Annotated in this window: 8 protein-coding genes; 4 read left to right on the forward strand and 4 right to left on the reverse strand. The window is 73.1% G+C overall.

Annotated elements, in window-relative coordinates; all coding sequences use genetic code 11:
• Positions 1–27: 27 nt before the first annotated feature.
• The 3 genes from dmpG to ACQPYA_RS18060 all read right to left on the reverse strand — a co-directional run bounded on the left by dmpG (position 28) and on the right by ACQPYA_RS18060 (position 9,141).
• Positions 28–1,065: a 4-hydroxy-2-oxovalerate aldolase gene (gene dmpG / locus ACQPYA_RS18050; RefSeq protein ID WP_433528255.1), complete on the reverse strand. Its 1,038-nt coding sequence runs from the start codon at positions 1,063–1,065 to the stop codon at positions 28–30.
• Positions 1,062–1,952, reverse strand: coding sequence for an acetaldehyde dehydrogenase (acetylating) (locus tag ACQPYA_RS18055; protein WP_433528256.1), 891 nt, complete (start codon positions 1,950–1,952; stop codon positions 1,062–1,064). The genes dmpG and ACQPYA_RS18055 overlap by 4 nt, the downstream gene beginning before the upstream one ends.
• A gap of 64 nt (positions 1,953–2,016) precedes the next feature.
• Positions 2,017–9,141 carry an amino acid adenylation domain-containing protein gene (locus ACQPYA_RS18060; RefSeq protein WP_433528257.1) on the reverse strand — a complete coding sequence of 2,375 codons (7,125 nt, stop codon included), beginning with the start codon at positions 9,139–9,141 and terminating at the stop codon, positions 2,017–2,019.
• 200 nt (positions 9,142–9,341) lie between these two features.
• Between ACQPYA_RS18060 and sbnA the strand changes: the two genes are divergently transcribed.
• Together sbnA and sbnB are read left to right on the forward strand one after the other, a co-directional pair.
• The gene (sbnA, locus tag ACQPYA_RS18065; RefSeq protein WP_433528258.1) at positions 9,342–10,349 is read left to right on the forward strand and encodes a 2,3-diaminopropionate biosynthesis protein SbnA; all 1,008 of its coding nucleotides are present in this window, start codon (positions 9,342–9,344) and stop codon (positions 10,347–10,349) included.
• Positions 10,343–11,329 (forward strand): 2,3-diaminopropionate biosynthesis protein SbnB, encoded by a 987-nt coding sequence (gene sbnB, locus ACQPYA_RS18070; protein ID WP_433528259.1) that lies wholly within the window; start codon positions 10,343–10,345, stop codon positions 11,327–11,329. The genes sbnA and sbnB overlap by 7 nt, the downstream gene beginning before the upstream one ends.
• A 199-nt stretch (positions 11,330–11,528) precedes the next feature.
• On the opposite strand, the gene ACQPYA_RS18075 is transcribed toward sbnB, so the two are convergent.
• Complete coding sequence (locus ACQPYA_RS18075; RefSeq protein ID WP_433533534.1) at positions 11,529–11,732, reverse strand: MbtH family protein; 204 nt, start codon at positions 11,730–11,732, stop codon at positions 11,529–11,531.
• Between the two features lie 259 nt (positions 11,733–11,991).
• Here ACQPYA_RS18075 and ACQPYA_RS18080 point away from each other — a divergent pair, with 259 nt between their 5' ends.
• Both ACQPYA_RS18080 and ACQPYA_RS18085 read left to right on the forward strand, forming a co-directional pair.
• Entirely contained in the window at positions 11,992–12,969 is a 978-nt protein-coding gene (locus ACQPYA_RS18080; protein ID WP_433528260.1) for a TauD/TfdA family dioxygenase, read from the forward strand.
• The gene (locus tag ACQPYA_RS18085) at positions 12,966–19,352 is read left to right on the forward strand and encodes an amino acid adenylation domain-containing protein (RefSeq protein WP_433528261.1); all 6,387 of its coding nucleotides are present in this window, start codon (positions 12,966–12,968) and stop codon (positions 19,350–19,352) included. Before ACQPYA_RS18080 ends, ACQPYA_RS18085 begins: the two co-directional genes overlap by 4 nt.

Raw genomic sequence — 19,352 nt, forward strand, 5'->3', positions numbered from 1 at the left:
GAGTCGGCGACCCGGCGGGCGGCCGTTTCAGTTCTGGCTCAGTGCCTGCCGCTCGGCGGCCAGCGCCATGGCGACCTCGATGATGGTGTCCTCCTGGCCCGCCACCACCCGCCGCTTGCCCAGCTCCAGCAGGATCTGCCGGGGGTCGACGTTGAAGCGGGCCCCGGCGCGCCGCACCGGGGCGGCGAACCCGGAGAAGACGCCGGCGATCCCGCTGGCGATGGTGACGCTGTCGTTGGTGGGCACGTGCTTGACGAAGTGCTCCTGCGCCACGTCCGCCGCGTCCAGGGCCTCGAAGAGCTGTATCCCGGTCTCCACCTGCTCCACGTGCAGGTTCGCCGCGACGAGTTCGATCGGCGCGTTGCCCGCCCCGGCGCCGAAGCCGCGCGCGGTGACGTCGACGATGCTCGCACCGGCCTGCACCGCGGTCATGCTGTTGACCACCGACATGCCGAGGTTGTTGTGCGCGTGGAAGCCGATCTCGATGTCCAGGCGTTCGACCAGCTCGCCCACCTTCTCGCGGACGCTGTCCGGGGTGTACGCCCCGGCGGAGTCCATCAGGATGACCGCCTCGGCGCCGTAGCTCTGCATGAGCCGCGCCTGTTCCACGAGCTTCGCCGCGCTGGCCATGTGGCTCATCAGCAGCATTCCCTTGACCGCCACGCCCATCGCCCGCAGCATCGTGATCTGCTGGCGGGTGACGTCCGCCTCGGTGCAGTGCGCGCCGACCCGGACCTCGTCCACACCGCAGTCCAACGCCGGCTTCAGGTCACGCTCGACGCTGGCGAAACCGGGGATGGACAGGGCGCCGAGCCGGGCCGTACGCAGCTCGGCCTTGGCGGTCCGCAGCATCTCCGCGTCGCTGAGCGCGGCCACGCCGACCTGGATGGACGATGCGCCGAGTCCGTTGCCGTGGCCGACCTCGACGACGTCCACTCCGGCCGCCTCGGCGGCCCGCGCGTACGCCCTGATGTCGTTGCGGCCGAGTTGGTGGGCGACCGCGTGGTTGCCGTCGCGCAGGGTCGTGTCGCAGATGCTGAGTCCGCGCCGCAGCGTGCCGTTCATGACCGCCCCCGCTCTGCCCGCGCCTCGGCGACCGCCATGCCCGCGCAGGTGATGATGTCGAGGTTGCCGGCGTACCGGGGGAACCAGTCACCCCGGCCCTCGACCTCCACCATGATCGTGATCCGGTCGCCGGTGGCCACCGGCGGCACGACGACCCGGTAGCCGGGCACGTACGACCTGATCAGCTTCTCCATGGTCTCGACGGACGCGCGGAGAGCGTCCAGGTCGACCCGCTCGGAGGTGGAGACGGCGATGGAGTTACGCATCACGATGCCCGGCTCCGCGGGGTTGATGACCAACACGGTCTTGGTGCGTCGCACACCGCAGAACTCGATGGTCGCCTGCTCCGTGGTGTGCACGTACTCGTCCAGGTTCGCCCGCGAGGCGGGGCCGACACTGGCCGAGGCGCTGGCCGAGACGATCTCCAGATAGTCGATTTCGGTCGCCGCCTCGGCGATGCAGTGGGCCATCGGCACCGCCGCCTGCCCGCCGCAGGTGACCATGCTCAGGTACTGCTCGTCGAGGCACTCGTCCAGGTTGAGCGCCGGCACGCAGAACTTCCCGAGATGCGCCGGCGTGAGGTCGACGAACGGTAGCCCGGTCGGCTCGATGGCCGCCCAGTGGCGGATGGCGTCCTCGGCCGACGTGGCGTCGAAGACCAGGTCGATGTGGGACGCGTCGGCGACGATCGCGTCGATCCCGGCCACGCTCGTCGGCACGCCGTGGCTGCGGGCCAGCTCGATGCCGGGCGACTCGGCGCGGCGCCCGGCGAACAGCACGCAGTCCAGCAGCGGCGACGCCTCGACTTTCAACAGCAGGTCCGTTCCGATGTTCCCGGTGCCCACGATCGCCACCTGTAGCGGCGCCCGGTTCGTCTGCGTACTCATCCAGTCCTTCCTCTCGCCGGCCGCGCCCGGCGGGCGCGGCCGGCATCCATGAGCCGTGACACCGTCAGCTCTCGCCGAGCACTTCGGCGATGGCCCGGGCCAGCTCGACGACATGCGGTTTCTTCATGACGCTGAAGTGGTCGCCGGGCACCCGGTGCACCCGCACCCCGCCGGTGCACAGTTCGCCCCAGCGCGCCAGGTAGTCCGGGTAGCTCTGGCCCGAGGTCACCTCGTGCCGGCCGTCGGCGAGTTCGTCGCTGACGATCAGCTCCAGCCGCCCCGGCCAGGGACGGTGCCGGTACTCGACGTCCACCTCCATGACCTCGCGCCAGATCCGCACCTGCCGGGGCCACGAGTCGCCGACACCCTGGTCCGGCAGCGTGATGCCGGTCTCCTCGTTGACGTCGTCGACCAGGTGCTCCAGCAGGGCGAGGATCTCCCGGCGACGCTCCGGCGTGTCGGCCTCACTGCCGCCGACGCGCACCTCCTCCAGCAACTCTTCGAGGCGGCGGATCAGGGCGAGTTCGTTCCAGGCGTCGACACGGGTGTGGATGTCCAGGCCCGGATCGAGCAGGATCAGGGTCACCTCGTGGCCGTCCTGGACCAGCCGGTGCGCGATCTCGCTGGCGATGCCGCTGCCGCCGCACCAGCTGAACAGCCGGTACGGACCCTGCGGCTGGGCCCGGCGGAGTTCACGGTCGTAGCGTTGCGCCATCTCCGCCGTGGTCGGCGTGCCCTCCGGGTGCGGTCCCGGCCATTCGAACGCCGCCACCGGCTGGTCCGGGTGCAGGTGCGGGGCCAGGCGCAGATACCAGTGGGCGCTGCCGCCACCGGGGTGCACGCAGAACAGCGGTGCCCGGCCGGCAACGCCACGGCGCAGCCACATCATCGCGCCGGCCGGCGCCGCCGGGTCCTGGAGCACCGCGGCCAGTCCGGCGACGGTGCGGTGTTCGACGAACGAGCCGAAGGTCAGTTCGTACCCGTGCCGGCTGCGCAACATCGCGGTCAGCCGCATCATCGCCAGCGAGTGGCCGCCGAGATCGAAGAAGTCGTCGTGCACCCCGATCCGCGCGATGCCGAGCACCTCGCCCCAGGCCGAGGCGAGGTGCCGTTCGACGTCCGAGCGCGGTGCGACGTACTCGGCGTCGGTCGCCGGCCGTGAGCCGTCCGGCGACGGCAGGGCACTGCGGTCGACCTTGCCGTTGCGGGTGTACGTGAAGTCGTCCACGGAAAGGTAGTGGTGCGGGACGAGGTGCTGCGGCAGCCGCTCGCGCAGGTGTTCGCGCAGCGCGGCCGCGGACGCCGGCGCCCCGCCCGCCGGACGGGTGTAGGCGACCAGCGAGGCGTCCGGGGTGCCCGCCCGGTGCACGGCGACCACCGCCGCAGCCACCGCCGGATGGGCGGCGAGGGCGTGCTCGATCTCGCCGAGTTCGATGCGGAACCCGCGGACCTTGACCTGGTGGTCACGGCGACCGTGGAAGTGCAGGGTGCCGTCGGGGTCGCGGGAGACCACGTCGCCGGTGCGGTACACGCGCTCCCCCGGTCGGGACGCGTACGGGTCCGGGACGAAACGCTCGGCGGTGAGCTCCGGCCGGTTGAGGTAGCCGCGCACCACACCCGCCCCGCCGAGCACCAGTTCCCCGCGTACGCCCGGAGGCAGCAGCCGGAGCTGGTCGTCGACGACGTAGGCGCGCACGTTGTCCAGCGGTAGCCCGATCGGCGGCGCTGCCGTCTGCGTGGCCGCGAGCTCGGCGATGGTGGCCACGACGGTGGTCTCGGTGGGCCCGTAGGCGTGCAGGACGCGGACCCGGTCCGCCCACCGGGCCGCCTGCTCGGCCGTGCACGCCTCCCCACCGGTGACCAGCACCCGCAGCCTCGGGAAGGCGGCCGGGTCGAGGCGGTCCAGCAGCGGCGGCGGCAGCGTCATGTGGGTCAGCTCGGCGGCGTGCCGGCGCAGGTCGCCGGGGTCGGCGTCCGGCGGTGGCAGCACCAGCGTGGCGCCGTGGACGAGGGCCAGCAGGATCTCCCAGACGGAGGCGTCGAAGCTCGGCGAGGCGAACTGCAACACCTCGTCGCCGACCCCGGTGGCGAGGATCCGGCGCTGCGCGTGGCAGAAGTTCAGCACCGTACGGTGGGTGACCGCGACGCCCTTGGGCCGCCCGGTGGAACCGGAGGTGTAGATGACGTAGGCCAGGTTGTCGCCGCTGAGCCGGACCACCGGCGGGCGCTCCGCCCGGCGCCCGTCGGTCACTTCGCCGACCAGCAGCGTCGTCGTCGGGTGCGGCAGCGCCGGGGCCAGGGCCGCGTCGGTCAGCACGGCCACCGGCGACGCGTCCCGGATCATGTCGCCGATCCGCTCGGCGGGGTAGGCGGGATCGAGGGGCAGGTACGCGCCGCCGGCCTTGAGGACGGCCAGCATCGCGACGAAGAGGTCGATTCCGCGGGGCAGGTGGATGCCGACGACCGTGTCGGCCCGGACACCGATCCCCGCCAGGTGGGCGGCGAGGCGGTCGGATCTCTCGTCGAGCTGGGCGTAGGTGAGGGTGGAATCGCCGTGGCGCAGCGCCGGGGCGGCCGGATCGGTGGCCGCGCGGCGGGCGATCAGCTCGTGGACCAGCGGCGTCGTCGGGAAGGGTTCGGACGGCTGGTGCGCCTCGGCTGCCCAGGCCCGGTCGGTCGGGCTCAACCCGATGTCCGTGTCGCCGTCCGGCTCGGCGGCCATCGCCTCCAGCACGTGCCGGTAGGTGCGGGCCAGCAGGTCCAGGTAGGGCCGGTCGATGTGCGCGGGCCGGGCGCCCAGCCGCAGCGTCCCCGGGAAGGTCCACACGTCCAGCCCCACGCTGCTCGGGCTGAAGTCGTCGATCATCTCGACCGACTCGGCGCGTCCGTCGAGCACGTGGAAGTCCAGGTACGAGAAGCCCACCGTCAGCAGTGGACGGCCGTTGCCCCACTCGCGTTGCATGGACGGCAGCGGGTACCGGCGGTGCGGCCACAGCCGCGCCTCCTCGGCGAACACCGCCTGCACCAGCGCCCGCCAGGTGCGGGGCGAGGTGTCGGCGGCGAACGGCACGGTGTTGAGGAACATGCCGAACACCTCGTCGCCGCGCAGCTGCTCCGGCCGGCCGTTGCAGAGCAGGCCGCTGAAGAACCGCTGCCGGCCGGTGACGATGCTCATCGCCTTGAGGTGCGCGGCGTGCAGCACGCTCTTGAGCGACGTGCCGGCGGCGGCGGAGAGCCGGCGCAGCCCGGGACGCAGGTCGGCCCAGGGCACCTCGACGATGTTCGCCGGCGCGTCCGAGTCGACGCCCCACTCCGGTGGCAGTTCCAGCCGGTCCGACCCGGCGACGGTCTCCGCCCAGAAGTCGCGGGCCGCCGTCGAGGCCAGGGCGGCCCGCTCGCGGGCCACGAAGTCGGCGAAGCGCACCGCCGGTGGCGCCGGCAGTTCGGGGCGCTCGCCCCGGCGCAGCGTCCGGTACAGCGAGACGAGCATCGCCACCGTGGAGGTGTGGCTCCAGCCGTCGAGGATGGCGTGGCTCTCCGAATGGGTCAGCCGCCATTCTCCGTCGCTGAGCTGGTGCACGTGGTACCGCAGCAGCGGCGCCTCGGTGATGTCGAACGGCCGGGTCCGCTCGGCCCGCAGATGCGCGTGGACCGTCTTCTCCGCCGCCTCGGCGGGCAGGTCACGCAGGTCGTCGTAGCCGATCGGCAGCTCGACCGAGGCGTGCACCAGCTGCATCAGTTCCGAGTAGCCGGACAGGTCGAACGAGGTACGCAGGATCTCGTGCCGGTCGGTGAGCAGCCGGCCGGCCTCCCGCAGGGTCTCCAGTGAGAACGGCAGCGGGTCGTGGATCCGGTAGCAGGAGACGTTGCGGTAGACCGGCCGGTCACCGCCGGAGAGCATCTCGAACAGCATGCCGGCCTGGTTCTCGGTGATCGGGTACGCGTCCGCCAGCCCCGCCGGCAACCGGCTCCGGTCCGCCTCGCTCACCAGCTCGAACGGGCCGACCGCCGGCTCCGCCTCCTCGGCCGGCTCGGTCGGGAGCACGACGCCGGCCAGGTCCGCCACGCTCTGGTGGGTGAACAGGTCCTGTACCGCCACCGCGAGCCCGGCCGCGCGGAGCAGGCCCACCATCCGGATCGCCCGCATCGAGTCGCCGCCGAGCAGGAAGAAGCTCTCCGTCACGCCGACGGTGTCCAGGCCGAGCGCGGCGCCGAACGCCTCGGCGATCCGCGCCTCCAGCTCGTTGCGCGGGGCGACGAGGCTCTCCGCCGAGCCGTCCCGTACCGGGTCGGGGGCCGGCAGCGCCCGGCGGTCCACCTTGCCGCTGCTGGTCAGCGGCAACGCGGGCAGGGTCGCCCAGCGTGCCGGGACCATCGCGTCCGGCAGGCGGTCGAGCAGGTACGTCCGTACCTGGTGCACGTCGGCCGGACCGACCACGTACCCGACCAGCTGCTCGTCGCGGACCGTGACCGCGGCGGCGGTGACCCCGGGTGCCGTGTGCAGCACGGCCTCGACCTCACCCAGTTCGATGCGCTGGCCGCGGACCTTCACCTGGTGGTCGATCCGGCCGAGGTACTCGATGCTGCCGTCGGGGCGGTGCCGCGCCAGGTCACCGGTGCGGTACAGGCGACCGCCCGGCGTGGCGGCGAACGGGTCGGGGATGAACCGTTCGGCGGTCAGCGCGGCGCGCCCGAGGTAGCCCCGGGCCAGTTGCACCCCGCCGATCAGCAGTTCGCCGGGCACCCCGACCGGGACGGGCTCCAGGCGGGCGTCGACGATGTACGCGGTGGTGTTGGCGATCGGGCGGCCGATGGTGACCGGTTCGCCGGGCGTACAGCGGAGGGCGGTGACGTCCACGGCGGTCTCGGTCGGGCCGTACAGGTTGTGCAGCGCGCAGCCGATCCGTTCGTGCACCTGGTCGGCCAGGTCGGGCGGGAGCGCCTCGCCGCTACAGATCATGCGCCGCAGGGACGGCAGCGGCCCCACCGGCTCGGCCAGGAACGCCCGCAACATCGACGGCACGAAGTGGACGGTGGTGATCCCGGCGGTCCGGATCTCCTCGGCCAGGTAGGCCGGGTCACGGTGACCGCCCGGACGGGCGAGGACCAGGGTCGCGCCGGTGATCAACGGCCAGAACAGCTCCCACACCGACACGTCGAAGCCGATCGGTGTCTTCTGCAGCACCCGGTCGGAGGCGTCGAGCCGGTAGGTGTCCTGCATCCACAGCAGCCGGTTGACGATCGCCCGGTGTTCGATCAGCGCGCCCTTGGGACGGCCGGTCGAGCCGGACGTGTAGATGAGGTAGGCGGCGTGCCCCGGCGTCACCGCCTCGGCCGGCTCGGGTCGCACGTCGTCGGCCGTGGTGTGCTCCACCGCCGACAGGTACTCCTCGGTGATCACCACGCGCGCGCCGGAGTCGCGGACCATGAACTCGCGCCACCGCTGCGGATGGTCCGGGTCCAGCGGCAGGTAGGCGGCGCCGGCCTTCAGGATCGCCAGCATGGCCCGCAGCAGGTCCAGGCCCCGGGGCAGGCAGACCCCGACGATGGACTCCGCTCCGACGCCGTCCCGCCGCAGCCGCCGGCTGAGGAGGTCGGCCTCCGCGTGCAACCGCCGGTAGCTCAGCTCCTCGCCGCCGAACCGGAGCGCGACCGCCTCCGGTGTGCGGTCGGCCTGCGCCCGCAGCAGCTCGGTCAGGGTCACGTCGGGACAGCTCGCCGCGGTGTTGTTCCAGTCGACCGTCAGCCGGCGGCGCTGGGCCGGGCTGAGCAGGGCCAGGCGGTCCACGGGCAGCTGCGGTTCGGCGGCGGCCCCGGCCAGCAGCTGGCCGTAGTGTGCCGCCATCCGCTCGACGGTGGCGCGGTCGAACAGCGAGGTCGCGTAGTTGAATCCGACCCGTACCGATCCGTCGGGTCGTTGCGCGACGGCCACGGTCAGGTCGAACTTGGCGCTGCTCTCGCCGACCGGCATGCGCTCGACGCGCAGCCCGCCGGCCGCCGAGCCGGAGGTCACCGCGTCGTCCCAGACGAACATCGTGGAGAACAGCGGGCTGCGGGACGGGTCGCGCTCCGGGGCCAGTTCGTCGATCAGCCACTCGAAGGGCAGCTCCCGATGGTCGTGCGCGTCCAGCGTGGCGGCCCGGACCCGGTCCAGCACGTCGAGGAAGGACGGGCTGCCCGACAGGTCGGTGCGGAGCACGACCGTGTTGAGCAGCAGGCCGACCAGGTCCTGGACCTCGGGCCGGTCCCGGCCGGCGATCGGCGCGCCGACCGCGATGTCGGTCTGTCCGGTGTAGCGGGACAGCAGCACCACGTACCCGGCCAGCAGGACCTGGTACGGGGTGGCGCCGTGCGACCGGGCCAGGCGGCGCAGCGCCTCGGCGGTCGGTGCGGCCAGCTCGACGGAGAACAGGTCGCCGGCGGAGTCCCGCACCGGCGGGCGGGGCCGGTCGGTCGGCAGCTCCAGCGGGGTCAGCCCGGCCAGGCGGTCCCGCCAGTAGATGAGCTCCCGTTCCAGGCCCGCCCGGAAGCGCGCCGACCGCTGCCACACGGCCAGGTCGGCGTAGTGCACCGGCAGCGGGGGCTCCCCGGCCGGCCGGCCGGCCACCGCGGCGGCGTAGCGGCGGGTCAGCTCGGCGATGACGATCCCCTCGGACCAGCCGTCGACGGCGATGTGGTGCACGGTCAGCAGCAGGGCGTGCTCGTCGGCGGCCAGCCGGACGAGGGTGGCCCGCAGCACCGGACCGGTCGCCAGGCTCACCGGGCACCGCTCGGAGGTGGCGAGGGCGGCCACGCGCCGCTCCCGCTCCGGCGGGTCCTGCCCGCGCAGGTCGACGGTGACCAGCTCCACCGGTGCCGGCGCGTCGATCACCTGGACCGGTTCGCCGGCCACCACGGGGTAGCGGGTGCGCAGCACCTCGTGGCGGGCCACGAGCCCGTCAAGCGCGGTCCGCAGGGCGGCCCGGTCCAGCCGGCCCCGCAACCGCAGCGCCGTCGTCATCAGGTATTCGGTGCCGCCCGGTCGCAGCTGGTCGAGCAGCCACATCCGGTGCTGGGCGTACGACAGCGGCACGGCGTCGGGCCGGACGGCTGGCGCGATCCCACCACCGGGCGTCGGCGTGGCCTCCCCGCGCAGCCGTCGGCGTACCAGTTCCGCCCGAAGTGCCGCCCGGTCCAGGGTCTCGGTCATAGCGCATCCTCCTCGGTGCCAGCCTCGCCGCGCGGCGGTCGGCGCAAGGAGAGAACAACCCGCTCAGTCGTGATGCCGGTGTGTCTGCGCTTCCTTCTCTGCGGTCGCGGGCGGCCGGCCCCAACACTCGACCCATGACGCCGTACGCCGCGTCGCGCCCTCCGCTCGCAACGCTGCGGCTCCGCAGAAGGGCTCCTCGCATGAAGACTCAGGAATTCGTCACAGGACTCACCGGTGCCATCGGCGCCACCCCATTGGTCGAGCTGACCCGGCTCGGTGAAGCTGGTCGGTTTCGGGCGTTCGCCAAGCTGGAAGGCGTCAACCCCGGCGGCAGCATGAAGGACCGGGTCGCGCTGCGGATCGTCCGCGAGGCGATCCGCAGCGGGCAGATCGTGACCGGGCGTACGGTGCTGATCGAGTCCAGTTCCGGCAATCTGGGCATCGGGTTGGCCCACATGTGCGCCTACTTCGGCATCCGGTTCATCTGTGTGGTCGACCCGCGCAGCAACGCCCAGAACATCGCCATCATGCGTGCCCTCGGCGCCGAGGTGGAGATGGTCACCGAGACGGACCCGGCCACCGGCGAGTACCTGCCGGCGCGCATCGCCCGGGCCCGCGAGCTGGCCGCGACCACGCCGAACGGCTTCTGGACCGACCAGTACTCGAACCCGCTCAACGCGCAGGCGCACCACGACACGATGCGGGAGATCACCGAGGCGGCCGGACCGGTCGACCTGTTGTTCTGCCCCACCAGTTCCTGCGGCACGCTACGCGGGTGCGCCGACTACATCCGGGCGCACGGGCTGCCCACCCGGATCGTCGCGGTGGACGCGGTGGGCAGCGTCATCTTCGGCCAGCCGGCCGGGCCCCGGCTCATCCCCGGTCACGGCGCGGCCGTCCGTCCGAAGCTGTACGGCGAGGGCCTGGCCGACCGGGTGGTCCACGTCGACGACGCCGACTGCGTCGTGGGCTGCCGCCGGCTCGCCCGGCGGGAGGCCATCCTGGCCGGGGGTTCGTCGGGGGCCGTGGTGGCCGCCCTGGACCAGGTGCGCGACCAGATCCCACCGGGCGCGACCTGCGTGCTGATCCTGCCCGACCGGGGTGAGCGCTACCTGGACACGATCTACAACGACGCCTGGGTCAACACCCATTTCGGCGACATGTCGCACCTGTGGAAACAAGCCGACGCGGAGGTCGCATCATGCTGATCCTGGGTAACGAGCAGGTGCGGAGCCTGCTCTCGGACGCCGACGACGAGGTGCTGGCGGCCGTCCGGGCGGCGTACGTCGAGCACGAGCGGGGACGCACCGCGCTGCCGCACTCGGTGTTCCTCCGGTTCCCCGAGGAACAGCGCAACCGGATCATCGCGTTACCGGCCTACCTGGGCGGGGACGATCCGGTGACGGGCGTGAAGTGGATCTCCTCGTTTCCCGGCAACGTGGCCGCCGGCCAGCCCCGGGCGAGCGGTGTGATCGTGCTGAACTCGGTCCACACCGGAGTGCCCGAGGCGCTGCTGAACGCGGCCGTGATCTCGGCCCGGCGGACCGCGGCGAGTGCCGCGCTGGCCGCCGCCACGATCCGCTCGGTGGTACCCGACACCGGCATCGCCCTCGTCGGCTGCGGCGTCATCAACGGGGAGGTGCTGCGCTTCGTCACCAGGGCGATGCCTCTGGTCGACACGGTGACCCTCTTCGACACCGACCTCGCCCGCGCGGAGGCGTTCGCCGCCGACTGCGCGCACCGGCACCCCGGGCTCAAGGTCGAGGTCGCCGCCGACATCGCCACGGCGCTCGGCGCGCACCGCCTGGTCTCGCTGGCGACCACGGCGGTCACCCCCCACCTGGACGGCGGGCAGTTGCGCCCCGGCACCCTGGTGCTGCACCTGTCCCTGCGCGACCTCACCGCGGCGACGGTCCTCGCCAGCGCCAACATCGTCGACGACGTCGACCACGTTTGCCGGGCGTCGACGTCCGTGCACCTCGCCGCGGAGCAGGCCGGACACACGCGTTTCGTCTCCGCCTCGCTGGGCGCCCTGCTGCTCGCCGACGAGCCGTACCGGCGCGACGAGCGGGGCCTGACACTGTTCTCCCCATTCGGGCTCGGCATTCTGGATCTGGCCGTGTCGAACCTCGTCCGACGGCGCGCGCTGGCCCGCGGCGTCGGCACCGAGCTGGCCGATTTCACCTGATGCCTGGTTCCTGATGCGGAAACCGCCGTCCGTGGCTCCACAGAGCAGGGACGGTCGCCCACCGCCGTGTGTCCTCTACCGGGGGCGCACGAGCCGAAGAGCAACCGCCGCCCGTCACTCCACAGAGGACGGGCGGCGGTTGCTCGGCGTCTGTGGGGGGTCACCACGGTGGGGTGACCCCCCGTCCGGGGGCGGTCCGTCAAGCCTGGGCCTGCGCCATGTGCCGGCGCAGGCTTGACGGACGCATGTCCGTCCACACCTGGCCGATGTGCGCCAGGCACTCCTCGCGTCCGCCACGGGTGCCCTCGGCGCGCCAGCCGGCGGGCAGCTCACGGTCGGCCAACCAGATCGAGTACTGCTCCTCGTCGTTGACGACCACCTGATACGTACGCTCGTCCGTCAGGTCCTCAGACACGTCCCCATCCTTCCTACCGCGCGCCGCCGATCTGGCCGTCGCTAACGCGAGCCTGCGTCCGGACGGGTGACGGCGGCAGAGAATAACCGGCACGGACGTCCGCGCCGTGCCCGGCGGCGACCGGCCGCACCCGCTCGTCCAGCACGGACAAGAGAAAGGTACGCAGACCGGGCGGCACCGACGACGCGGACGCCGACCGCCGTTCGTACCCTCCCCCGGCCCGACGCGCCGCGGGCACCCTCAGCTCATGCCTATCTCCGCCACGCGGGCCCTACCGTTCGAGATGGCGCCCGACACCCCGGGGGCGCCGATCTCCGCCGCCACGATCGACGTCCCCACCGTTCGCCGCCGTCTGCACGAGCACGGTGCGGTGCTGCTGCGCGGGTTCGGCGTGCGCAGCGTCGACGGCTTCGACGAGGCCGTGCGGACCATCGCCGGCGCACCGCTGAGCTACACCGAACGCTCGTCGCCGCGCAGCACCATCGCGGGGAACATCTACACGTCGACCGACTACCCGCCGAGCGAGGAGATCTTCCTCCACAACGAGAACTCCTACCAGGCGCGTTGGCCGTTGACGCTCTTCTTCTACTGCCAGCGCCCGCCGGACACGCTGGGCGCCACCCCGCTGGCCGACACGCGCACGGTCCACCAGGCCATCGACCCGGCTGTCCGCGACGAGTTCGCCGCCCGGGGCTGGATGGTGGTCCGCAACTTCAACGGCGACCACGGCGTGCCGTGGCAGCAGGCGTTCGGCACCGAGGACCGCTCCGCGGTCGTCGCGTACTGCGAGCGCAACGGCATGACAGCGGAGTGGGTCGGCTCGCGGGGGCTGCGGACCCGGGCCCGGCGGCAGGCGCTGCACCGGCACCCGGTCACCGGCGAGGAGGTCTGGTTCAACCATCTGACCTTCTTCCATGTCACCACGCTCGCCCCGGACGTCTGTGCCGGTTTGCGGGAGATGCTCGACGAGGCCGACCTGCCGACGAACACCTACTACGGCGACGGCGCCCCGATCCCCGACGACGTCGTGGCGCACCTGCGTGAGGCGTACCGCGGGGCCCTGCGCCGCTTCGACTGGCAGGCCGACGACGTCCTGGTCGTGGACAACATGCTGGCCGCGCACGGCCGCGAGCCCTTCACCGGCCCGCGCCGCATCGCGGTGGCGATGGCCGAACCGTGGGACCCGGCCACCGGCGACCGTGGCGAGAACAGGAGCCAGCCGTGACCACCGACGACGACCGGCTTCTGCTGTCAGCTGCCCAGGAGCAGCTGTGGTTCGTCGACCAGTTGCGCCCCGGCGCGGCGGTCGACCAGTTGCTCTCCGCCGCGCTGCGGCTGCGGGGGCCGCTGGAGGTCGACGCGCTCGGTGTCGCGCTGACCCAGGTGGCCACCAGGCACGCCGTCCTGCGCTCCCGCTACGACACGGTCGACGACACCGCGGTCATGGTGGTCGACCCGGCCACGCCGGTCCCGCTGCCCGTGGCGGACCTGACCGCGCTGGGGCCGGCCGAGCGGGAGCACGAGTTGGACCGCCTCCGCGCCGAGGAGCTGCGCATCCCCATCGACCTGGGCCGGCAGGCGCCGTGGCGGACCCGCCTCGTCCGGCTCGCCCCGGACGAGGCCGTCCTGCTGGTGACCGTGCACCACATCGCCTTCGACGGACTCTCCTGGGGGGTGCTCGCCCGCGAGCTGGACGTGCTCTACGCCGCCGCGTCGGCGGGCCGGACGCCGGAGCTCGCGCCCCTGGCGACGCAGTACCACGAGGTCGCCCGCCGCGAACGGGAACGGGACGGCAACGGGACGACGGCACCGGCGCTGGCGTACTGGCGTGAGCGGCTGACCGGGTTGGCGCCGCTGGAACTGCCGACCGACCGGCCACGTCCGGCGCGGTGGGCGCCCGACGGCGCGAGCGTCCCGGTCGTCGTCCCCGCCGAACTCGCCAACCGGTTGCGGGCGCTCGGGCGAGCCGGCCGGGCCACCCCGTTCATGGTGCACATGGCCGCCTTCCAACTCCTGCTGAGCCGCTACAGCGGCCAGACGGACATCGGCGTCGGCGTGTCGACCAACACCCGCACCGAGCCGGAGACCGCCGGGCTGATCGGCCTGTTCGTCGACACCGTCGCCATCCGCTCGGTGGTGGCGGAGACGGCCGGGTTCACCGATCTGGTGGCACAGGTCCGGGAACGGGTCCTGGAGGCGCTGCGCCACGCGGTGCCGTTCAGCCGGGTCATGCCGCAGCTCGACCCGGCGCGCGACGCCGCACGCAATCCCGTGTTCCAGGCCGGGTTCGGGTGGGCCGCCGCGCGGCGGGAGTCCTTCCGCCTCGCCGGGCTGGAGGTCGAGGTGTGCCCGCCGGTCTGGGCCGGCTCCACCTTCGACGTGTCGCTGCAACTGGCCGAGCACCCGGACGGGACCGTGGTCGGCCAGTTCGTCTACCCGACGAGCCTCTTCGACCGCAGCCGCGTCGAACGGCTGGCCGCCGGCTACCTGTGCCTGCTGCGATCGATCGCGCAGCAGCCCGACCGCCCGGTCGCGGAACTGGAGCTGCTGCCCGCCGAGGAACGGGAGCGCATCGCCGGCTGGAACCGTACGGACCTGCCCGGACCGGACCGGTCGCTGCCGGCGCTCTTCCTCGACCGGGCGCGGTCCGAGCCGGACGGCGTCGCCGTGCGCTGGGCGGACCAGCAACTCACCTACGCCGAGGTCGGCGCGCGGGTCCAGCGCCTCGCCAGCTACCTGCGCCGGCACGGCGTCGTGGCCGAGACACCGGTCGGCGTGGCCCTACCACGGGGACCGCAGTTGCCGGTGGCCGTGCTCGCGGTCCTCGCCGCCGGCGGCACGTACGTGCCGCTGCCGCCGGAGTACCCGGCCGAGCGCCTCGCATACATGATCTCCGACTCCGGCACGGCCCTGATCCTGACCGACTCCACCATGGAGGGGCTGCCGGCCGGGGTGGCCACCGTCGACCTCGACGCGGCGTGGGACGCGATCGCCACGCAGCCACCGGGCGACCTACCGGAGATCGCCGACGACCAGGCCGCCTACGTCGTCTACACCTCCGGCTCGACGGGCCGGCCCAAGGGCGTGGTCGTCACCCACGCCGGCATCCGCAACCGGGTGCTCTGGTCGGTACGGCGGTACGCGATGACGGCGGCGGACCGCCTGCTGCACAAGACCACCATCGGGTTCGACGCGGCGGTGTGGGAGCTGCTGTCGCCGCTGGTCTCCGGCGGGTCGATCGTCATGGCCCCGCCCGACGGGCACCGCGACCCGGCCGTGATGACGGCGGCGATCACGCGTCACGAGGTCACCATCGTGCAGGTGGTGCCGTCGGTGCTGCGGCTGCTGGCAGGCGATCCCGGGCTCGCCCGCTGCACCTCGCTGCGCCTGGTCTGCTCGGCCGGCGAGGCGCTGCCGGCGGCGCTGGCCCGCCGGCTCGTCGCGCTGCCCGGCATCGAGGTGGTCAACACGTACGGGCCGACCGAGTCGTCGATCGACGCGACGGCCTGGACGTTCCGGGCCGACGACCCGGCGGAGACGGTGCCGATCGGCGGCCCGCTGCCCAACGTCGAGGTGTACGTCGTCGACCGGGCCGACCAGCTGGCGCCCATCGGGGTCCCCGGCGAGCTGCGGCTGGGCGGCGTCGGCCTCGCACGCGGCTATCTCGGCCGGCCGGACCTCACCGCCGACAGGTTCACCCCCAACCCCTACGCGACCCGGCCCGGCCAGCGCTGGTACCACACCGGGGACGTGGCCCGGTGGCGCGAGGACGGCGCACTGGAGTTCCTCGGGCGCACCGACGGACAGGTCAAGGTCAACGGCGTACGCGTCGAGACCGCCGAGATCGAGTTCGTGTTGCGCGAGCATCCCGAGGTCGACGCCGCGGTGGTGATCGGGCGGAGCACGGAGGCCGGCGACACGCACCTCGTGGCGTACGTCTGCCCCGCGGCCCCGGCCGACCTGCGGGACCACCTGGCCGAGCGGCTGCCCGCCGCGATGGTGCCGGCGCAGGTCGTCCCGATCGGGCAGCTGCCGTTGACGCCGAACGGCAAGGTCGACCGGGCGGCCCTGCTCGCCGTCGGGTCCGCCGCCGACGAGGTGACGACGGGACTCGCCCCGGAGACGCCGATGGAGCGGGACATCGCCGCGGTGATGGCCGAGATCCTGGGCGCCGGCGAGGTCGGCGTGACCGACGACTTCTTCGCCTGCGGCGGACACTCGCTGGCCGCCATCCGGCTGGTCATGCGATTGCGCCGGATGTACGGCGTCGAGATGACCGTGGGCGACGTGTTCGGCCGGCCGACGGTACGCGGGATGGCCGAGTGGATCGACGAGCAGTTGACCCCGACCGACGATCGCATGATCACACCGGTCCCCCGTGACCGTCCGCTGCCGCTCTCCTTCGCCCAGCGCCGGCTGTGGTTCCTCGACCAGCTCACCCCGGGCACGGCCGAGTACCTCATCCCCCTGGCGGTACGGGTCCGGGGTGCGCTCGATCCGCGCCGGTTGCGTCGGGCGATGGTGGCCGTGGTGCGCCGGCACGAGGTGCTGCGGACCCGCTACCTGGACCGGGACGGCGAACCCGGGCAGGTCGTCGACCCACCGGGGGACGTGGCCTTCGAGCAGGTCGACCTCTCCGGTCGCCCGGACGCCGAGGCGGCCGGGCGGGAACTGCTCGACCGGGCCGCCGGCCGACCGTTCGACCTCGCCACCGAGCACCCGCTGCGGGTCACCCTCATCCGGGTCGGACCCGACCACCACCTGCTCCTGCTGGCCCTTCACCACATCGCCTTCGACGCCTGGTCCATGGGCATCTTCCTGGCCGACCTCGACGCCGCCTACACCGCCGGCGCCGACCCGTGGAGGGGTGACGGGTCGCGGCCGGCGTTGCAGTACGCGGACTTCGCGTCCTGGCAGCAGCAGGACGACCAGGGCGGACAGCTGGCGTACTGGCGGGACCGGCTGGCCGGGCTGGCGCCGCTGGAGCTGCTGACCGACCGGCCGCGCGGCGCGCAACGCGACCCGAGCGGCGCGCTGCTGGCGTTGGACGTGCCCGAGACGCTCGCCCGGTCCGTCCTCTCCCTCGCGGGTGACCGCGCCGCCACCCCGTTCATGGTGCTGCTGGCCGCCTTCCAGGTCCTGCTGGCCCGCCATGCGCGGCGGACCGACGTCGCGGTGGGAACCCCGGTGGCCGGTCGCACCCGGCCGGAGACCGAGGAGCTGCTCGGCCTCTTCACCAACACCCTCGTGATCCGCAGCGACCTCGCCGGCGACCCCCGCTTCGTCGACCTGTTGGAGCAGGTACGGACGGTGACCCTGGAGGCCTTCGCGCACCAGGACGTCCCGTTCGAGCACGTGGTCGACGCCGTGCAGCCGGAGCGGGACCTGTCCCGCAACCCGCTCTTCCAGATCATGTTCGACGTGCAGCATCTGGACCGGTTTCCGCCCACCCTCGGCGGGGCCGCGATCGAGCCGGTCCGCTCCGGTCCGGCGGTGTCGAAGTTCGACCTGAGCCTGACGGTGCAGCAGCGGGCCGGTGGCCGGTTGCGCTGCGTCTTCGAGTACGCGACCGAGCTGTTCGACCGGAGCACGGTCGAGCGGCTGGCCGGGCAGTACCTACGGCTGCTGACCAGCATCGTCGACGAGCCGCGCGACCGCCTGGGCGAACTCGACCTGTTGACCGACGACGAACGGCACCTGCTGCTGCGGCAGTGGCCGGGCTCCGGCGGCGACCTCGTCGACCGGCTCGACCCGGTCACGGAACACCACCTCTGCGTGCCGCAGCTGTTCGAGGAGCGGGCGCGGCGTGCCCCGCTCGCGCCGGCGGTGGTGTTCGGCCCGGCCCAGCTGACGTACGCGCAGCTCGACGACGCGGCCAACCGGTTCGCCCGCCGCCTGCGCGGGCTCGGCGTGACCACGGAGACGACCGTCGCGGTGTGCCTGGAACGCAGCCTCGACGCGGTCGTGGTGCTGCTCGGCGTGCTCAAGGCCGGTGGCGTCTACACGCCGCTGGACCCGACCCAGCCGGTGGAGCGCCGCGACTTCATGATCTCCGACTCCGGCGCCCGGGTCGTCGTCACCACCCGGGAGCTCGCGCCGACCCTCGACGGCCCGTACCAGGTGGTGGCCGTCGACGACGAGCCGGAGCAGGCCGACGGCGAGCCGGGCGGCGACCTCACGGCCGTGGCGCGACCGGGCAACCTCGCCTACCTGATTTACACCTCCGGCTCCACCGGGCGGCCCAAGGCGGTGATGATCGAGCATCGGGCGTACGCGCACCACTGCCGGGTCATCGCCGACGCCTACCGCATCACGCCCGGTGACCGGGTGGTGCTGCTGTCGGCGCTCACCTTCGACGTGGCGATGGACCAGATCGCGGCGACGCTGCTGGCCGGCGCGACGATCGTGGTGAGTGACCCGGTCTTCTGGGCGCCGGCCGACCTGCCCGCCCGGCTCGCCGAGCACCAGGTGACGATCATGGAGATCACCCCGGCGTACTACCGGGAGATGCTGGAGTACGACGTGAGCGGGCTGGAACGGCTCGCGCTCATGAACGTCGGCAGCGACGTGGTCACGGTCTCCGACGCGCGGCGGTGGGCCGCGACCGGGCTGCCCGGCCGGTTCCTGTGCAACTACGGCCCGACCGAGGCGACCGTCACCTGCTTCCTGCACCCGGTGGAGAACGACGGGCACCGGTCGGGGCCCGAGACGGCGGCGCTGCCGATCGGCCGGCCGGTGGCCGGCACCCGGGCGTACGTGCTCGATCCCGACCTGCGGCCGGTCCCGGTCGGCGTACCGGGCGAGCTGTGCCTCGGTGGGGTACGGCTGGCACGCGGGTACCACGGCCGGCCGGAACTGACTGCGCGCCAGTTCGTGCCGGACCCGCTCTCCGGTGCGCCGGGAGCGCGCCTGTACCGCACCGGTGACCTGGTCCGCTACCGTCCGGACGGTGCGATCGAGTTCCTCGGCCGGATCGACCAGCAGGTCAAGATCCGCGGCCTGCGGATGGAGATCGGTGAGATCGAGGCCGCGTTGGCCCGGCACCCGGCGGTGCAGGCCGCGGCCGTCGTCGCGGCCGAGGTGACCCCGGGCGACAAGGGGCTCGCCGCCTATCTGGTCCTGCGCCCCGGAGACGAGCCGAGCACCGCCGACCTGCGTGAGCACCTGCGGGGGCTGCTGCCGGAGAACATGGTTCCGTCGTGGTGGACGGTCCTGCCGGAGCTGCCCATGACGTCGAGCAAGAAGGTCGACCGCCGGGCGCTCCCGGCGCCCACGCCCGGCGCGGGCCCGGCGTCGCGGGCCCCGGCCACGGCGACCGAGCAGCTCATCGCGGGCATCTGGCAGGAGGTGCTCGGCCTCGACGAGGTGGGGGTGGACGACGACTTCTTCGCCGTGGGCGGTCACTCGCTGCTCGCCACCCGGGTCCTCGCCCGCCTGCGCCGGGCCTTCGCGGTGGAGTTCCCGCTGCGCCGGTTGTTCGAGGCCAGGACGGTCGCCCAGCTGGCCGAGGCGGTCACCGAGGCGGTCGAGGCCGACGTCGCCGCGCTCTCCGACGCGGAACTGGAGGCGCTGCTGGCCGGAACGGTTTCCGGCGGGCAGGGCGACTGA

It is taken from the genome of Micromonospora sp. CA-263727 (assembly GCF_050942455.1).
Taxonomy (GTDB): Bacteria; Actinomycetota; Actinomycetes; order Mycobacteriales; family Micromonosporaceae; genus Micromonospora.

Coding starts and splice junctions, on each gene's coding strand:
- sbnB (WP_433528259.1), top strand. CDS start 10,343: ATGCTGATCCTGGGTAACGAGCAGGTGCGGAGCCTGCTCTCGGACGCC.
- dmpG (WP_433528255.1), bottom strand. CDS start 1,065: ATGAACGGCACGCTGCGGCGCGGACTCAGCATCTGCGACACGACCCTG.
- ACQPYA_RS18055 (WP_433528256.1), bottom strand. CDS start 1,952: ATGAGTACGCAGACGAACCGGGCGCCGCTACAGGTGGCGATCGTGGGC.
- ACQPYA_RS18060 (WP_433528257.1), bottom strand. CDS start 9,141: ATGACCGAGACCCTGGACCGGGCGGCACTTCGGGCGGAACTGGTACGC.
- ACQPYA_RS18080 (WP_433528260.1), top strand. CDS start 11,992: ATGCCTATCTCCGCCACGCGGGCCCTACCGTTCGAGATGGCGCCCGAC.
- sbnA (WP_433528258.1), top strand. CDS start 9,342: ATGAAGACTCAGGAATTCGTCACAGGACTCACCGGTGCCATCGGCGCC.